The following is a 16,860-nucleotide window of genomic DNA, read 5'->3' as shown; positions in this document are numbered from 1 at the left end:
CCCCGGAACCGTACGGTTCCGGGGCCCTTCCGCGTACACCGAGGGGCTACGGCAGCTGCGCCGCCCGCGCCTCGCGCCGGTTGTCGCGGAAGTTGTTCACCCGGCGGGCCGTGGCGAACAGCGGGATCACCGCGCCCATCACCAGCTGGAGCGCACACCCGGTCTGGAGCAGCAGCTGGCCGCTGGGGGCGTCGAAGGCCCAGGCGGCCAGCAGGCCCATGGACAGCACGATCCAGGAGAGCATCGCCACCGCGAGACGGCCGCGCGGCTTGGGGTACTCCACGCGGCTCACCATCAGCCACGCCGTCCCGAGGATCGCCAGCAGCGTCGCCACGAAGGGCAGCTCCAGCAGGACGACGGAGACCACGGTGAGCGCTCCGAACGGCGAGGGCATGCCCTGGAACACGCCGTCCTTCATCGTCACGCAGGAGAACCGCGCCAGCCTGAGGACGACCGCCAGCAGCACCACGATCGCGCCGAGTGCCGCCATCCGCTGGTGGGCGTCGTCGGCGACCATGCCGTAGACCAGCACGAAGTAGGCCGGGGCCAGGCCGAAGCTGATCAGGTCGGAGAGGTTGTCCAGCTCCGCTCCCATGGGGGAGGAGCGCAGCTTGCGGGCGACCAGGCCGTCGAACAGGTCGAAGACCGCCGCGCACAGCATCAGGATGACCGCCGTGGCGGCGCTGTGCCGGGCCATGCCCGACTCCTGGCTGCCGGTGAGGTGCGGGATCAGGATGCCGGTGGTGGTGAAGTACACCGCCATGAACCCGCACGTCGCGTTGCCCAGGGTGAGGGTGTCCGCTATCGACAGCCGGAGCGAGAGGGGCATCTCCTCCTCGTCGTCCAGGTCGTCGGCCTCGGGCACCCAGCCGGCCTGGGTCTCGGGATCAATCACGGTCAATGCGAGTCACCCCAGCCACGGTCTTCTGGCCGACCTCGACCGCGACCTCCACGCCCTCCGGCAGGTACAGGTCGACGCGCGAGCCGAAGCGGATCAGACCGATCCGGTCGCCCTGCTCGACCTTGGTGCCCGACGGGACGTAGGGGACGATGCGGCGGGCCACCGCGCCGGCGATCTGGATCATCTCGATGTCGCCGAGTTCGGTGTCGAAGTGCCAGACGACCCGCTCGTTGTTCTCGCTCTCCTTGTTGAACGCCGGAACGAACCCGCCGGGAACATGCTCGACCGACGTGACCGTGCCGGAGAGCGGGGCACGGTTGACGTGGACGTTCAGCGGGCTCATGAAGATCGCGACGCGGGTGCGGCCGTCCTTCCACGGCATGATGCTCTGCACCACACCGTCGGCGGGCGAGATGACCCGGCCCTGGGCGATCTCGCGCTCGGGGTCGCGGAAGAACCACAGCATCCCCGCCGCGAGCGCGGTGGCGGGGACGGCTACTGCCTTGGCCACGCCCGAGCGGCGGGCGCGGACCAGGCTGACGGCTGCGGTGGCGACGGTCGGCAGAAGCCACGGCGATGCTCCGCGCGCGAGGCGTACGCCGGCGAGGCTGTCGCGAGGTGCAGAGGTTTGGCTGTGGGGCATGGATGACCTTCGTAGCGGATGATGCCGCGCTCTCGACGGGGGACGGCGGCTTTCCGCGATCGTAGCGGTTAAGGGCCACAACTGGGTAAGCCGGGAAGCCGAGTCGGCGGCCGAAGACCGCTGACGGGGTGTGATCTTCTTCTCGGAGGAAACACCCCGTATGCGGACATTCAGCCTTGGAACCGATACTCTTCGAGCAGTCGGCGGCCGATGATCATTTTCTGGATCTCGGCGGTACCTTCACCGATGAGCAGCATCGGGGCCTCCCGGTAGAGGCGCTCGATCTCGTACTCCTTGGAGAAGCCGTAGCCGCCGTGGATGCGGAAGGCGTCCTCGACGACCTCCTTGCAGTACTCGGAGGCCAGGTACTTCGCCATGCCCGCCTCAAGGTCGTTGCGCTGCCCGGAATCCTTCTTCCGGGCCGCGTTCACCATCATCGCATGCGCGGCCTCGACCTTGGTGGCCATCTCCGCCAGTTTGAACTGGATGGCCTGGTGCTGGGCGATCGGCTTGCCGAAGGTGTGCCGCTGCTGGGCGTAGGTCACCCCCAGCTCGAAGGCGCGCTGGGCGACGCCGCAGCCGCGGGCCGCCACGTTCACCCGGCCGACCTCGACGCCGTCCATCATCTGGTAGAAACCCCGGCCGGTGACCCCGCCGAGCACCCGGTCGGCGGGCACCCGCAGACCGTCCATGATCAGCTCGGTCGTGTCGACGCCCTTGTAGCCCATCTTGTCGATCTTGCCGGGGATGGTCAGGCCGGGCCGCACCTCGCCGAAGCCGGGCTCCTTCTCCACCAGGAAGGTCGTCATCGACCGGTGCGGGGCCGTTCCCTCCGGGTGACCCTCGTCACTGCGGACGAGGACCGCGACCAGCGAGGACGTGCCGCCGTTGGTCAGCCACATCTTCTGGCCGTTCAGGATGTACTCCTCGCCCTCCTTCACCGCCTTCGACGTGATCGCCGACACGTCCGAGCCCAGCGCCGGCTCCGACATCGAGAACGCGCCCCGCACCTCCCCGAGGGCCATCCTCGGCAGGAAGTGGTCCTTCTGCTCCTGCGTCCCGTGCTGCTTGAGCATGTACGCGACGATGAAGTGGGTGTTGATGATGCCGGACACCGACATCCAGCCGCGCGCGATCTCCTCCACGCACAGCGCGTACGTCAGCAGCGACTCGCCCAGGCCCCCGTACTCCTCGGGGATCATCAGACCGAACAGGCCCAGCTCCTTGAGGCCGTCCACGATCGCCTGCGGGTACTCGTCGCGGTGCTCCAGCTCGGTCGCGACCGGGATGATCTCCTTGTCGACGAAGTCCCGCACGGTGGAGACGATCTCCTGCTGGACGTCGGTGAGACCGTGGGTCTGGGCGAGACGGCTCATCTACTTCTTCCCCTGTTCCTTCAGCTGGGGGCGGCCCGGCTGCTCGCCGCCGCGCTCCTTGACGTACGTCTCGGTCGGCACCATCACCTTGCGCCGGAAGACGCAGACCAGCGTTCCGTCCTGCTTGTAGCCCCTGGTCTCCACGTGCACGATGCCGCGGTCGTCCTTCGACTTCGAGGGCCACTTGTCCAGCACCGTCGTCTCGCCGTAGAGCGTGTCGCCGTGGAAGGTCGGCGCCACATGCCTGAGCGACTCGATCTCCAGGTTGGCGATGGCCTTGCCGGAGACGTCCGGGACGGACATGCCGAGCAGGAGGGAGTAGACGTAGTTCCCGACGACCACGTTCCTGCCGAAGTCGGTCGTTCCCTCGGCGTAGTGCGCGTCCAGGTGGAGCGGGTGGTGGTTCATGGTGAGGAGGCAGAAGAGGTGGTCGTCGTACTCCGTGACCGTCTTGCCCGGCCAGTGCTTGTAGACCGCGCCGACCTCGAACTCCTCGTAGGTCCGTCCGAACTGCATCGTGCTCAGCCCTCCGGGATCTCGAACTTCGACGTGCGCCGCATGCCGGCCGCCCGCCCCTTGCCCGCGACGACCAGCGCCATCTTCCGGCTCGCCTCGTCGATCATCTCGTCGCCGAGCATCGCCGAGCCCTTCTTGCCGCCCGCCTCGGACGTGCAGTACTCGTACGCGTCAAGGATCAGCTCGGCGTGGTCGTAGTCCTCCTGGGAGGGCGAGAAGACCTCGTTGGCGGCCTCGACCTGGCCCGGGTGCAGCACCCACTTGCCGTCGAAGCCGAGCGCGGCGGCGCGGCCCGCGACCTCCCGGAAGCCGTCCACGTCGCGGATCTGGAGGTAGGGGCCGTCGATCGCCTGGAGGTCGTGGGCGCGGGCGGCCATCAGGATCTTCATCAGGATGTAGTGGTAGGCGTCGGCCGGGTAGCCGGGCGGCTGCTCGCCCACGACCAGCGTCTTCATGTTGATGGACGCCATGAAGTCGGCCGGGCCGAAGATGATCGTCTCGGTGCGCGGCGAGGCCGCGGCGATCTCGTTGACGTTGTTCAGGCCCTGCGCGTTCTCGATCTGCGCCTCGATGCCGATACGGCCGACCTCGAAGCCCATGGTCTTCTCGATCTGCGTCAGCAGCAGGTCGAGCGCCACGACCTGCTGGGCGCTCTGCACCTTGGGCAGCATGATGCAGTCGAGGTTCTGGCCGGCGCCCTCGACCACGGTGACCACGTCGCGGTACGTCCACTCGGTCGTCCAGTCGTTGACCCGGACCACCCTGGTCTTGCCGCTCCAGTCGCCCTCGTTGAGGAACTTGACGATGGTGTGCCGCGCCTCGGGCTTGGCCAGCGGCGCGCACGCGTCCTCCAGGTCCAGGAAGACCTGGTCGGCGGAAAGGCCCTGCGCCTTCTCCAGGAATCGCGGGTTGCTGCCGGGGACGGCCAGGCAGGAGCGCCGCGGGCGCAGTCGGTTGACCTGAGGAGCAGGGCTGGTCATGCGGGGACCTCCAGGGGGTCGAGCTTGTTCGCTTTGCGGATCTCGTCCACGATGCGGCTGATGATGCCGGTGATGTCGAAGTCCTTCGGGGTGAAGACCGCGGCCACACCGGCGGCCTTCAGCTGTTCGGCGTCACCGCCTGGGATGATGCCACCGGCGATCACCGGGATGTCTGCGGCACCGGCCACACGCAGTCGCTCCAGCACGTCCGGCACCAGCTGGGCGTGCGAGCCGGAGAGGACGGACAGGCCGACCGCGTGCACGTCCTCGGCCAGGGCCGCGTCCACGATCTGCTCCGGGGTGAGCCGGATGCCCTGGTAGACCACCTCGAACCCGGCGTCGCGGGCCCGCACCGCGATCTGCTCGGCGCCGTTGGAGTGCCCGTCCAGGCCCGGCTTGCCCACCAGGAAGCGCAGCTTGCCCACGCCCAGGTCCCGCGCGGTCAGCTCCGCCTTGCGGCGCACCTCCGACAGGGCCGAACCCTCCTGGGCGGTCACCGCCACCGGCGCCGACGACACTCCGGTCGGTGCCCGGAACTCGCCGAACACCTCGCGCAGCGCCCCGGCCCACTCGCCGGTCGTGACCCCCGCGCGGGCGCACTCCAAGGTGGCCTCCATCAGGTTGCCGGTGCCCTTGGCGGCCTCCTTCAGCCGCTCCAGGGCCTTGCACGGGCGCGGGTGGTTGAACGGCGGCTGGTAGCGGGTGTCGCGCCAGTGCCGCAGCGACTCCACCACCCGCGCCTCGACCGCCGGGTCCACCGTCTGGATCGCGGTGTCCAGGTCGGCGGTGAGCGGGTTCGGCTCGGTGCCCTCGAAGATGTTGACGCCGACGATCTTCTCCTGGCCGGACTCGATCCGGCCCCGGCGCTCGGCGTGCGAGGCGACCAGCTGCGACTTCAGGTAGCCGGACTCCACGGCGGCCAGCGCGCCGCCCAGCTCCTGGATGTGCTCGATCTCCGCGAGTACGTCGGCGACCAGCCCCTCCACCTTCGCCTCGATCACCTTCGAGCCCTCGAAGATGTCGTCGTACTCCAGCAGGTCGGACTCGTAGGCCAGCACCTGCTGGATGCGCAGGGACCACTGCTGGTCCCACGGGCGGGGCAGCCCCAGGGCCTCGTTCCAGGCCGGCAGCTGCACCGCACGCGCGCGGGCGTCCTTGGAGAGCGTGACGGCCAGCATCTCCAGCACGATCCGCTGGACGTTGTTCTCCGGCTGCGCCTCGGTCAGGCCGAGGGAGTTGACCTGGACGCCGTAGCGGAAGCGGCGGTGCTTGGGGTCCTCGATGCCGTACCGCTCACGCGTGATCCGGTCCCAGACGCGCCCGAACGCCCGCATCTTGCACATCTCCTCGACGAAGCGGACGCCCGCGTTCACGAAGAAGGAGATCCGGCCCACGACGTCGCCCATCCGCTCCGCCGGTACCTGGCCGCTGTCGCGCACGGCGTCCAGGACGGCGATCGCGGTGGACATCGCGTACGCGATCTCCTGCACCGGCGTGGCCCCGGCCTCCTGCAGGTGGTAGCTGCAGATGTTGATCGGGTTCCACTTCGGGAGGTGGGAGACCGTATACGCGATCATGTCCGTCGTCAGGCGGAGCGACGGGCCGGGCGGGAACACGTGCGTCCCGCGCGACAGGTACTCCTTGACGATGTCGTTCTGGGTCGTGCCCTGGAGCCGGCTGATGTCCGCACCCTGCTCCTCGGCGACGACCTGGTAGAGCGCCAGCATCCACATGGCCGTGGCGTTGATCGTCATCGAGGTGTTCATCCGCTCCAGGGGGATGTCCTGGAACAGCCTGCGCATGTCACCCAGGTGCGCGACCGGGACGCCGACCCGGCCCACCTCACCGCGCGCGAGGACGTGGTCACAGTCGTAGCCGGTCTGCGTCGGCAGGTCGAACGCGACCGACAGACCGGTCTGGCCCTTGGCGAGGTTGCGCCGGTACAGCTCGTTGGACGCCTCCGCTGTGGAGTGGCCGGCGTAGGTGCGCATGAGCCACGGCCGGTCCCTTTCCTTTCGCGCCTGCGCCGCAGGCGCGGTCTGACGCTCGCTCATGTACGCCTCTCAGATGTTCCGGAAGCGGTTGATGGCGTCGGCGTGCTTGGTGCGCAGCTCCTCGTCGCGCACGCCCAGCCCCTCCTCGGGGGCCATGCACAGCACGCCGACCTTGCCCTGGTGGACGTTGCGGTGCACGTCGTGGGCGGCCTGGCCGGTGTCCTGAAGGGAGTAGACCCTGGAGAGCGTCGGGTGGATCTTCCCCTTGGCGATGAGGCGGTTGGCCTCCCAGGCCTCGCGGTAGTTGGCGAAGTGGGAGCCGATGATGCGCTTCAGGGACATCCACAGGTAGCGGTTGTCGTACTCGTGCATGTAGCCCGAGGTCGAGGCGCAGGTGGTGATGGTGCCGCCCTTGCGGGTGACGTAGACGCTCGCACCGAAGGTCTCGCGCCCGGGGTGCTCGAAGACGATGTCGATGTCCTCGCCGCCGGTGAGTTCGCGGATGCGCTTGCCGAAGCGCTTCCACTCCTTCGGGTCCTGGGTGGCCTCGTCCTTCCAGAACCTGTAGCCCTCGGCGTTGCGGTCGATGATCGCCTCGGCGCCCATCGAGCGGCAGATGTCCGCCTTCTGCGGCGAGGAGACGACGCAGACCGGGTTGGCGCCGCCGGCCAGCGCGAACTGCGTGGCGTAACTGCCGAGGCCGCCGCTCGCGCCCCAGATGAGCACGTTGTCGCCCTGCTTCATGCCGGCGCCGTTGCGGGAGACCAGCTGGCGGTAGGCGGTGGAGTTGACCAGGCCGGGGGCGGCGGCCTCCTCCCAGCTGAGGTGGCCGGGCTTGGGCATCAGCTGGTTGGACTTGACGAGGGCGATCTCGGCGAGACCGCCGAAATTGGTCTCGAAGCCCCAGATGCGCTGCTCGGGGTCGAGCATCGTGTCGTTGTGCCCGTCGGACGACTCCAGCTCGACCGACAGGCAGTGGGCGACGACCTCGTCGCCGGGCTTCCAGGCGTTGACGCCGGGGCCGGTGCGCAGGACGACGCCCGCGAGGTCGGAGCCGATGACGTGGTAGGGCAGGTCGTGCCGGCGGGTCAGTTCGCTGACCTTGCCGTAGCGCTCCAGGAAGCCGAACGTGGAGAGCGGCTCGAAGATCGAGGTCCACACCGAGTTGTAGTTGACCGAGGAGGCCATGACGGCCACCAGGGCCTCGCCCGGGCCGAGTTCGGGCAGCGGCACCTCGTCCAGGTGCAGCGACTTGCGGGGGTCCTTGTCGCGGGTCTCCAGCCCGGCGAACATCTCCGTCTCGTCCTTGTGCACGGTGATCGCGCGGTACGACTCGGGGAGCGGCAGTGCGGCGAAGTCGGCGGACGTGGCGTCCTGCGACTGGATCGCGTCCAGGATGTCCTTCACGGTCACGGTGTTGCCTCCGGCGATGAGCGCCCCTGAGGGAGGGGGCGCTGGGGGTTACGTCGGTGCTGCTGAGGGGTTTCGGGTGGGTGCCGTCGGTTCGGCGGGTGCCGTCGGTGCGGCGGTGGTGCGTGGCAGCGCTTTGTGGCGCGGAAGGTGCCTGTGACGCAGGCGTCCGGGCGTGCGGGCCGGGGCCCGCCGGGACAGTCGGCACGCGGTGCGGTCGCTGCGTGCCGGTCGCCCGGACAACTTCAACGTATGACACCGCGTGTCAGCTGGCAAGGCACTGAGTGCCACAAGTTTCGCTCAGACGAAATCTTTACGCGACATATGAGCGATGATCGATCGCAGCGGCCTCGACGGCGGGTGAAAAACCCCTCCGACAAGCCGGAACGGCCACCCCGAGGGGTGGCCGTCAGTGGGCGCCGTGCGGCGCCGGGTGGTCCGGAAGGTGCTCAGCGGCCCTTCAGTGCCTCCTCGATGGTCCGCATGACCTCGTCCAGGGGGGCGTCGGTGCGGGCCACGGTGACCAGGACCTCGCCCTGCCGGGACACCGCCGCGGGCGAGGCGGTGGCCGGGCGGGCGGGCGTACCGGCCGTGGTGCGGCCGGCCCCGATCCCGGTGCCGAACGTCTTGCGCACGATCGCGAAGGCGTGGTCCAGTTGCGCCTCCACATCGCCCTGGCCGTCCGCCCGCAGCCAGCGCCGCAGCACGTGGTTGTGCGCCGTGACCACCGCCGAGGCGGCGACCTCGGCCAGCAGCGGGTCGTCGTTGGCGTCGTCGGCGTGCGCGCGCTCGTCGAAGTGGCCCAGGAGATAGCGGGTGAACAGGCGCTCGTAGCGGGCCACCGAGGCGATCTCCGCCTCGCGCAGCGTGGGCACCTCGCGGGTCAGCTTGTAGCGGGCCACCGAGATCTCCGGCCGGGCCGCGTACATCTTCATGACTTCCTTGATGCCGCGGCAGACCGTGTCGAGCGGGTGCTCGTGCGCGGGGGCTGCGTTCAGGACCGCCTCGGCGCGGACGAGGGTGTCGTCGTGGTCCGGGAAGATCGCCTCCTCCTTGGAGCGGAAGTGGCGGAAGAAGGTGCGGCGGGCGACCCCGGCCGCCGCGGCGATCTCGTCGACCGTGGTCGCCTCGTACCCCTTGGTCGCGAACAGCTCCATCGCGGCGGCGGCCAGTTCCCGGCGCATCTTGAGCCGCTGGGCGGCCGCGCGGGAGCCCGCGGCGCTCTCCGGCGCGTCGGGCGTGGCGGGTGTACGTGAGGACTTGGCGGGCTGGGGCATGACCCGAACGTACTGCATGCGCGCAGCCCGGTGCGCGGGTGCCCGGTCTTCGTCGCCCCCGGTGAGCGGGGGCGGGGCGGCCGGATCGAGCAGACCGCCCCACTCCGCGCCGCCCCGGGACCGGCCACCGGGCGGGCTCCCCGTCCGGCCACCCGCCCGGTCCTCCGTCCGGCCGCTCGCACCGTCGCCCCTCCGGTCGCCCGTCCGGTCGCTCTCCCGGCCGCCCGCCCGGTCAGCGCCGGGCATGTTCGCGGAAGCCGCGGCCCGTCTTGCGGCCGAGGCAGCCCGCGGCCACCAGGTGCTCCAGGAGGGGCGCCGGGGCCAGGCCCGGGTCGCGGAACTCGCGGTGCAGGACCTTCTCGATGGCGAGTGAGACGTCCAGGCCGACGACGTCCAGCAGTTCGAAGGGTCCCATCGGGTAGCCGCCGCCCAGCTTCATCGCCGCGTCGATGGCGTCCAGGGAGGCGTAGTGCTCCTGCACCATCTTGATCGCGTTGTTGAGGTACGGGAACAGCAAGGCGTTGACGATGAACCCCGCCCGGTCGCCACAGTCCACCGGGTGCTTCCGGATCCTGGCGCACACCTCGCGGACGGTGGCGTGGACGTCGTCCGCCGTCAGCACCGTCCGCACCACCTCGACCAGCTTCATGGCCGGCGCCGGGTTGAAGAAGTGCATGCCGATCACGTCCTCGGGACGCGAGGTGGCACGGGCGCAGGCGACCACGGGCAGCGAGGAGGTGGTGGTCGCCAGCACCGCGCCCGGTTTGCAGACCTTGTCCAGCGTGCCGAACAACTGCTGCTTGACGGCCAGGTCCTCGGCGACGGCCTCCACGGCCAGGTCCACGTCGGCGAAGTCGTCGTACGTGTCGGTCGCGGTGATCCGGTCGAGGGTCTGCGCGGCGGCCTCGGCCGACAGCCGGCCCTTGTCGACAGAACGTGAAAGCGACTTGCCGATACGGGCCTTGGCGGCCTTCGCCTTCTCGGCGCTGCGTGCGGCGAGCACGACCTGGTAGCCGGCCTTGGCGAACACCTCCGCGATGCCGGAGGCCATGGTGCCCGAACCCGCCACCCCCACGGAGCCGACGGTCCGGCCGGGGACGAGGGCGTCGCCGTCCTGGGGGGTGAGCGCGTCCCGCACCACCGTGTCGCTGCCCGCCGAGGCGTAGGTGTAGAAGCCGCGGCCCGCCTTGCGGCCGGTCAGACCCGCCTCGCTGAGCTGCTTGAGGACGGGCGCCGGGGCGTGCAGCCGGTCGCGGGACTCGGCGTACATGGCCTCCAGCACCGTGCGCGCCGTGTCCACGCCGATCAGGTCGAGCAGCGCGAGCGGGCCCATCGGCAGCCCGCAGCCGAGCCGCATCGCGGCGTCGATGTCCTCCCGGGAGGCGTACTTGGCCTCGTACATCGCGGCGGCCTGGTTGAGGTAGCCGAACAGCAGCCCGTCGGCCACGAACCCGGGGCGGTCGCCGACCGCGACCGGCTCCTTGCCCAGTTCGACGGCGAGGTCGGTGACGGCGGCGACGGCCTGCGGCGAGGTCAGCACCGAGGAGACGACCTCGACCAGCTTCATGGCCGGGGCCGGGTTGAAGAAGTGCAGGCCGAGCACGCGCTCGGGACGGGCGGAGTCGGCGGCCAGGCGGGTCACCGACAGGGCGTTGGTGCCGGTCGCCAGGATCGTCTGCGGGCGCACGATGCCGTCGAGTTCGCGGAAGACGCGGTGCTTGATGTCGTACGACTCCGGTGCCACCTCGATGACCAGGTCGGCGTCGGCCGCGGCGGTCAGGTCGGTGTGGGTGCGCACGCGGTCGAGGACGTCCGCTCGCTCCTGCTCGGTCAGCCGCCCGCGCGCCACGGCGCGGGCGGTCGAGGCTTCCAGGGCGGCGACGGACCGGGCGGTCGCGGCCTCGCTGACGTCGATGCCGACGACCTCGCGGCCGGCCCGGGCCAGGACTTCGATGATGCCGGCGCCCATGGTGCCGAGGCCGACGACGGCCACGGTCTTCAGCGGGGACGCGGGGGTGTCGCGGAGGGGAGTGGCCATCGCGGGGCTCCAGATGAGGGGTGACGACTGGGAGCGCGGCCCGGCGCGCAGAGGGCGCACCGGGTGCGGAGGACGGGATTGCGGGTGTTGCCGGGCTGCGAGCGCACACGCCCGGGACCTTCGCCCGGGCGCGCACACGCCGAGCGGGCGGAAGGCCGGCCGGCTCTGTCCCGGAGCCGGGTCGTACAGCGGTACCGGTGGTACCAGCGCGGCACCTCGGGCGCCGAACCGACAACACTCGCGGTGGCTGCGTCACCAGGCCACTGCGAGTCAGTGCGAGCGGGTAGCTCGCTCGTCCGAGCTTAACCCGTTGGTAACGAGCGCGCCAGAGGCCCGCGTCCACAATGCGCGCGCTCCCTCCCGCGCGGCCGACCACGCCTCTAAGGTGGCCTTCGTGGACGAAGAGTTGCGATCACTCACGGAGCGTTTACGGCAGGAGTCGGGCGGGACGGCGGAGTTCCGGCAACTCGTGGCGACGGAGGACCTGGACGAACTGGCCGATGTCCTCACCGCCGCGGGCCGCCCGCTGTGGGCCCGGGAACTGGCCGCCTTCCGGCTGGGGACCGCGGGCGACCGCCGCGCCTTCGAGTCCCTCGTCCTGCTCCTCAACCACCGCGACCCGCCGCGCTGCGCCGCCGCCGCGCACGCCCTGGCCCGCCTCGGCGACCCCCGCACGGCCCGCGCGGCGGCGGCCCTCGCCACCAACGAACTCCGCGTCGCCTACGCCCTGCACCCCGTGCGCCTCCTCGTCACGCTGCGCGCCTCCGAGTCCGTCCCCGCCCTGATCACCACCCTGCGCCGCAGACTGAGCCCGCACGACCCCTACCGCCGAGTGGCCCTCGCCTGCGTGGAAGGCCTGGGCGCACTCGGCGACGCCCGAGCCCGCCCGGTCCTCGACGAGGCCCTCGCCCACCCGGCTCTCGCCGAGGCGGCCGTCCACGCCCTGGCCCGGCTGCCGAAGCAGAGGTGAGCCCGCTCAGTCAGGCAGTCGCCTGACGTACCGCACCTCCGGTACGGCGACGCCGTCCACCTCGGCGGACTGCTCGGCCCCGTCGGCGCGAAACCCGGCGCGCTCGCCCGCCCTCACCCGGCCACCACCGCGAACGCCTCGATCTCCATCAGGAACTCGGGGCGTATCAGGGCGGCGACCTGGACGGCCGAGATCGCGGGGAGGCGGTCGTCGGGGAGGTGGCCGGCGCGGGCCGCGCGGATGGCCGGCATGTGGGACATGTCCGTGACGAAACAGGTGAGTTTGACGACCTCGTCGAAGGTCGCGCCCGCCGCGGCCAGGCAGCGGCGGATGTTCTCGAAGACCTGCCGGGCCTGGGCCGCCGGGTCGTCCTTCCCGACGAGGGCGCCGTCCTCGTCCAGCGCGAGCTGGCCCGAGACGGCGACGAACCGGCCGGTGCCCATGACGACATGGGAGTACTGGGCGGCGGGGGCGACGCCCTCGGGGGCGGGGATCCTGGTCAGTTCGCTCATGCCCCCATGGTGGACCAGGGGTATGACAATAGGGGGCCCGCCCCCGCTCCCGAGGGGCCGTCAGGTGGTCAGCCGCGGAAGCGGACCAGGTCGTGCAGGGCCGCGCCGCGCGCCGCGCCGGTACCGCGCGGGGCCGTGGCGGCCGAGGCCTTGGCGTTCAGCGGCTTCGGGTCGGGCACCTTCCGGCAGACGGCGTCGGCCCCGTCGGCCGGGCCGCGCGGCACGGTGCCGTCCCTCAGGTACGCCGACAGGTGCTCGTCCAGACAGGCGTTCCCGCTCAGGGAGATGCCGTGGTTGCCGCCGCCCTCCTCGACGACGAGGCTGGAGCCCTTCAGCAGGTGGTGGACGCGTACGCCGCCCTCGTACGGGGTGGCCGCGTCGTCGGTCGCCTGGAACAGCAGGACCGGCGGCAGGTCCCGGTTGGCGATGTCCACCGGACGCTCGGCCGAGGTCGGCCAGAAGGCGCACGGCGCGTTGTACCAGGCGTTGTTCCAGGCCATGAACGGCGCCTTGTCGTACACCGCCCAGGTGTCCGCGCGCCACTGCCGCCAGTCGCGCGGCCAGGCGGCGTCACGGCACTGCACCGCGGAGTAGACGCTGTAGCCGTTGTCCCCGGCGGCGTCCACGGCGCCGAAGTTCTCGTAGGCCTCGACGAGCGGCCCGGTCTTCCCGTCCTTGACGTACGCGGCGAACGCCTGGGCGAGGTAGGGCCAGTAGCCGTTGTAGTAGCCGCCGGGCATGAAGGTGTCCTCCAGCTCCGAGGCGCCGACCTTCCCGGCCGCGGGCTTCAGGGCGAGCGCCGCCCGCATCCCGTACCACTCGGCCTCGACCCGGGCCGGGTCGGTGCCCAGGCGGTAGGCCGCGTCGTTCCGTGCGACCCAGGCCATGAACGCGCGGTGGCGGGCGTCGAAGGCCCGGTCCTGCTGGAGGTTGTCCTCGTACCAGATCCCGTCCGGGTCGACGATCGAGTCCAGCACCAGGCGGCGCACCCGCTCGGGGAACAGCTTGGCGTACACCGCGCCGAGGTAGGTGCCGTAGGAGTAGCCGAAGTAGTTGATCTGCCGCGCGCCCAGGGCCCCGCGGATGGTGTCCATGTCCTTGACGGCGTCGACCGTGTCGATGTGCGGCAGCACGTCCGCGTACTTCTTCGCACAGGCGGCGGCGTAGGAGCGCACGCGGGCGAGGTTGACCTGTTCGAGCGCGGCGGTGGCGGGCACCGAGTCCGGGCGTACGGTCTTGAAGTGTCCCGGCGCGCAGTTGAGCGCCGGGCTGCTTTCGCCCACCCCGCGCGGGTCGAAGCCGACGACGTCGTACTGGGCGGCGACCGCCTGGGGCAGCGCGGAGGCGACGAAGGAGGCCAGTGAGAGCCCGCTGCCGCCGGGCCCACCGGGGTTGACCAGCAGCGGCCCCTGGTACGTCTTCGCGGTGTGCGGGACGCGGGACAACGCCAGGGTGATCTGCCGCCCGGACGGCCGCAGATGGTCCAGCGGCACCTTCACGGTGCCGCACTGGAGCGTCGGATGTTCGGTGGTGCCGCACTTCTTCCAGCTGATCTTGGCGGCTCGAAAGACGGCTGCGGGGTGCGATGTGCGCGCGTCGGCGGGGGCGGCGGTGACGGAACCCGCGACGACGAGTGCGGCACCGCACAGCACGGCAGCGCGTTTTCTCATGCGTCCTCCCAGGACGGAGAGGCTGCGGACCGCGCGTCCCGCGGTCCTCGCCGCATCGTCCCGGAAAGCACCTCCGCAAGAACGCGATGGGAGGATTGTTGACCCGATCGGGCTGATCGATGCGCTCGAACGATCTCAGATGAACGAGAGCTGGACCGGTTCGGGCGGTGTCGGCGCGGGCGAGAGGGCCGAGGCCGGGTCGTGGGGGCGCCGGTCCCGATCCCGGGAGGGCCCCTGCGGGCGGATGCGCCGTGCCGCGCCCGCGCGCGCGGGGCCGATGCCGTACTCCTGGGCGAGCTCGTGCACCTGACGGGTGATCCGGCGCTGGTACCACTTGGGCGCGTAGGCACCCTCGGCGTACAGCCGCTCGTAGCGGCGCACCAGGTGCGGGTGGTGCTGCCCGAGCCACGCCATGAACCACTCGCGGGCGCCGGGCCGCAGATGGAGGGTGAGCGGGGTGACGGAGGTGGCCCCCGCCGCCGCGATCGCCCGCACCGTCGCCCGCAGCTGCGCGGGGTCGTCGCCGAGGAAGGGGATCACCGGCGCCATCAGCACCGCGCACCCGATGCCGTGCTCCCCGAGGGTGCGCACGACGTCCAGGCGGCGCTCCGGCGCGGGCGTGCCCGGCTCCACCGTGCGCCACAGCTCGTGGTCGGTGAAGCCCACGGAGACGGAGATGCCCACGTCGGTGACGTCGGCGGCCTGCACCAGCAGGTCCAGGTCGCGCAGGATCAGGGTGCCCTTGGTCAGGATCGAGAACGGGTTCGCGTGGTCGCGCAGCGCGGAGATGATGCCCGGCATCAGGCGGTAGCGGCCCTCGGCGCGCTGGTAGCAGTCGACGTTCGTGCCCATCGCGATGTGCTCGCCCTGCCAGCGGCGGGCGGCGAGCTGGTGGCGCAGCAGTTCGGGCGCGTTCACCTTGACCACGATCTGGGTGTCGAAACCGAGGCCGGTGTCCAGGTCCAGGTAGCTGTGTGTCTTGCGGGCGAAGCAGTACACGCATCTATACTTCTCTCTGTGACACTGTTTCAGAAGGGCGCCACCTACGAGCGGATCTCGAAGGCCGATGCAGGTGACGAAGACGGAGTCATCCGTCAGGGGGAGGACACGGCCGAACTGGCCGCGAGACGCGGTATCCCGATCGAAGGCCGCCGCTTCCGGGACAACGACAAGTCGGCCACTCACGGCAGACACCGCCCCGACTACGAACGGCTCATGGCGGCCGTGAAACGCGGCGAAGTCGACGTCATCATCGTCTACTTGCTGGGCCGCCTGTGGCGAAACCGCCGCGAACGGGCGGAAGGCATCGAGCTGCTACGCAAGCACGAAGTGAGTGTGCTATGCGTCAAGGGACCCGAGCTTGACCTGACGACCGCCGCCGGCCGGCTCCTGGCCGGCCTCCTGGGTGAGGTCGACACCTTTGAGGTCGAGCAGATGTCCGAGCGCGAGCAGCGGGAGATGCGCCAGCGTGTCGAGCGCGGCCAGGTCCCCACCGGCCCGCGCGCCTTCGGATACACCGTGGACGGCACGGAGATCATCGACGAAGAGGCGGCCGAGGTACGAAAGATGTTCGAGGCGGTGGCCGCGGGCGCCTCGTTGTCGGGTCTCGCCACCGACTTGAACAAACGGCAGATACTCAACCGCAACGGGAAGCCCTGGACACACAATGCGGTGCGCTACCTGCTTCTGAACGAGCGGTACGCGGGCCTCCGTGAATACAACGACGTCGTGTACCCCGGGAAGTGGCCCACCATCGTCACCGAGGACCAGTGGCGTCAGGCCGTCGCGATCCTCACCAACAGCTCCCGCAAAACGTCCCCGGGGCCGGCTCGCCGGTGGTTGGGCTCCGGCCTCTACCAGTGCGGAGTATGCGACAACGGCAACACCGTGACAAGCGCGCAGCGGCCCAAGGTCAAATCGCGCCTGACCGACCCGGCGTTGCAGGGGTATCAACCAGTCCGCACATACAAGTGCCGAGGGCCGGTGAAGCACCTGCAACGCGTCGCCGAGCCGATCGATCAGCTGATAGCGGGCACCGAGCCGGGCCGGCCTCTCGGGCTGGTGCCTCAGCTGCTCCTGCGCGACGACGCTGCTCAGCTGCTGCTCGACGAAGAGCGCCCGGACATGGATGAACTGAGCGCGAAGGCTGCCACTCTGCGGGCACGGCTCAAGAACATGACGGACGCGTTCGCCGAGGACGACGAAGCGGACGCCCTGGAGTTCAAACGGGCTGTGCGGCGGGTCAGGGACCGGCTGACGGAGGTTGAGCAGCAGATGACCAGCCCGGCTCGTGCGGCCGTCCTGGGGGATCTGGTGGCCTCCGACGATGTCATTGCAGCCTGGACCGCAATGACACTGGACCGGAAACGGGCCGTGATCGACATGCTGATGACCGTCACACTGCTACCGGGTAAGTCAGGCCGGGCACCATTCGATCCTGAGACGGTACGGATTGTTCCGAAGTCCCGGTGAAGGGGCCCTCCTGCGGGCAGGTACTCCCGCCCGCAGGAGGGGCCGCCTATCTCCCGGATATGCAGGTGTCCGCCTGGATCGTCCGCCTGGCGCCCACTTCG

Annotated in this window: 13 protein-coding genes and 1 pseudogene; 2 read left to right on the top strand and 12 right to left on the bottom strand. The window is 70.5% G+C overall.

Annotation, left to right across the window (positions count from 1 at the left end; all coding sequences use genetic code 11):
- Positions 1-46: 46 nt before the first annotated feature.
- The 9 genes from pssA to ACFC02_RS20120 all read right to left on the bottom strand — a co-directional run bounded on the left by pssA (position 47) and on the right by ACFC02_RS20120 (position 11,135).
- Positions 47-865: a CDP-diacylglycerol--serine O-phosphatidyltransferase gene (gene pssA, locus ACFC02_RS20160; protein WP_360965206.1), complete on the bottom strand. Its 819-nt coding sequence runs from the start codon at positions 863-865 to the stop codon at positions 47-49.
- 22 nt (positions 866-887) lie between these two features.
- Positions 888-1,544, bottom strand: coding sequence for a phosphatidylserine decarboxylase (locus ACFC02_RS20155; protein WP_376358752.1), 657 nt, complete (start codon positions 1,542-1,544; stop codon positions 888-890).
- Between the two features lie 170 nt (positions 1,545-1,714).
- Positions 1,715-2,920, bottom strand: coding sequence for an acyl-CoA dehydrogenase family protein (locus ACFC02_RS20150; protein ID WP_376358749.1), 1,206 nt, complete (start codon positions 2,918-2,920; stop codon positions 1,715-1,717).
- The gene (locus ACFC02_RS20145; protein ID WP_376358746.1) at positions 2,921-3,436 is read right to left on the bottom strand and encodes a MaoC family dehydratase; all 516 of its coding nucleotides are present in this window, start codon (positions 3,434-3,436) and stop codon (positions 2,921-2,923) included.
- 5 nt (positions 3,437-3,441) lie between these two features.
- On the bottom strand, positions 3,442-4,416 hold the full coding sequence (locus tag ACFC02_RS20140; RefSeq protein WP_376358743.1) for an HpcH/HpaI aldolase/citrate lyase family protein: 975 nt from the start codon (positions 4,414-4,416) through the stop codon (positions 3,442-3,444).
- On the bottom strand, positions 4,413-6,470 hold the full coding sequence (locus tag ACFC02_RS20135; protein ID WP_376358740.1) for a protein meaA: 2,058 nt from the start codon (positions 6,468-6,470) through the stop codon (positions 4,413-4,415). Before ACFC02_RS20135 ends, ACFC02_RS20140 begins: the two co-directional genes overlap by 4 nt.
- A gap of 9 nt (positions 6,471-6,479) precedes the next feature.
- Entirely contained in the window at positions 6,480-7,817 is a 1,338-nt protein-coding gene (ccrA, locus tag ACFC02_RS20130; RefSeq protein WP_376358755.1) for a crotonyl-CoA carboxylase/reductase, read from the bottom strand.
- Between the two features lie 452 nt (positions 7,818-8,269).
- Positions 8,270-9,097 carry a TetR family transcriptional regulator gene (locus ACFC02_RS20125; RefSeq protein ID WP_376358737.1) on the bottom strand — a complete coding sequence of 276 codons (828 nt, stop codon included), beginning with the start codon at positions 9,095-9,097 and terminating at the stop codon, positions 8,270-8,272.
- 232 nt (positions 9,098-9,329) lie between these two features.
- On the bottom strand, positions 9,330-11,135 hold the full coding sequence (locus ACFC02_RS20120) for a 3-hydroxyacyl-CoA dehydrogenase family protein (protein ID WP_376358734.1): 1,806 nt from the start codon (positions 11,133-11,135) through the stop codon (positions 9,330-9,332).
- Between the two features lie 394 nt (positions 11,136-11,529).
- Between ACFC02_RS20120 and ACFC02_RS20115 the strand changes: the two genes are divergently transcribed.
- Positions 11,530-12,105: an adenylosuccinate lyase gene (locus tag ACFC02_RS20115; protein WP_376358731.1), complete on the top strand. Its 576-nt coding sequence runs from the start codon at positions 11,530-11,532 to the stop codon at positions 12,103-12,105.
- 113 nt (positions 12,106-12,218) lie between these two features.
- On the opposite strand, the gene ACFC02_RS20110 is transcribed toward ACFC02_RS20115, so the two are convergent.
- The 3 genes and pseudogenes from ACFC02_RS20110 to ACFC02_RS20100 all read right to left on the bottom strand — a co-directional run.
- Positions 12,219-12,617, bottom strand: a complete 399-nt coding sequence (locus ACFC02_RS20110; RefSeq protein ID WP_376358728.1) for a RidA family protein — start codon at positions 12,615-12,617, stop codon at positions 12,219-12,221.
- 68 nt (positions 12,618-12,685) lie between these two features.
- On the bottom strand, positions 12,686-14,287 hold the full coding sequence (locus ACFC02_RS20105; RefSeq protein WP_376358724.1) for an alpha/beta hydrolase: 1,602 nt from the start codon (positions 14,285-14,287) through the stop codon (positions 12,686-12,688).
- Between the two features lie 135 nt (positions 14,288-14,422).
- Positions 14,423-15,295: pseudogene (locus ACFC02_RS20100) on the bottom strand (radical SAM protein); the annotation flags it as partial.
- 9 nt (positions 15,296-15,304) lie between these two features.
- Here ACFC02_RS20100 and ACFC02_RS20095 point away from each other — a divergent pair.
- A complete protein-coding gene (locus ACFC02_RS20095) occupies positions 15,305-16,759 on the top strand; it encodes a recombinase family protein (protein ID WP_376358720.1) in 1,455 nt (484 codons plus the stop codon).
- Positions 16,760-16,860: the final 101 nt, after the last annotated feature.

It is taken from the genome of Streptomyces sp. NPDC056160 (assembly GCF_042268205.1).
Lineage (GTDB): Bacteria > Actinomycetota > Actinomycetes > Streptomycetales > Streptomycetaceae > Streptomyces.
This window is presented reverse-complemented; position numbering and strand designations above follow the sequence as displayed.

Bases quoted from the DNA above. Each gene is read 5' to 3' on its own strand.
- ACFC02_RS20155 (WP_376358752.1), bottom strand. From the start codon at position 1,544: ATGCCCCACAGCCAAACCTCTGCACCTCGCGACAGCCTCGCCGGCGTA.
- ACFC02_RS20150 (WP_376358749.1), bottom strand. From the start codon at position 2,920: ATGAGCCGTCTCGCCCAGACCCACGGTCTCACCGACGTCCAGCAGGAG.
- ACFC02_RS20145 (WP_376358746.1), bottom strand. From the start codon at position 3,436: ATGCAGTTCGGACGGACCTACGAGGAGTTCGAGGTCGGCGCGGTCTAC.
- ACFC02_RS20140 (WP_376358743.1), bottom strand. From the start codon at position 4,416: ATGACCAGCCCTGCTCCTCAGGTCAACCGACTGCGCCCGCGGCGCTCC.
- ACFC02_RS20135 (WP_376358740.1), bottom strand. From the start codon at position 6,470: ATGAGCGAGCGTCAGACCGCGCCTGCGGCGCAGGCGCGAAAGGAAAGG.
- ACFC02_RS20125 (WP_376358737.1), bottom strand. From the start codon at position 9,097: ATGCCCCAGCCCGCCAAGTCCTCACGTACACCCGCCACGCCCGACGCG.
- ACFC02_RS20120 (WP_376358734.1), bottom strand. From the start codon at position 11,135: ATGGCCACTCCCCTCCGCGACACCCCCGCGTCCCCGCTGAAGACCGTG.
- ACFC02_RS20110 (WP_376358728.1), bottom strand. From the start codon at position 12,617: ATGAGCGAACTGACCAGGATCCCCGCCCCCGAGGGCGTCGCCCCCGCC.
- ACFC02_RS20105 (WP_376358724.1), bottom strand. From the start codon at position 14,287: ATGAGAAAACGCGCTGCCGTGCTGTGCGGTGCCGCACTCGTCGTCGCG.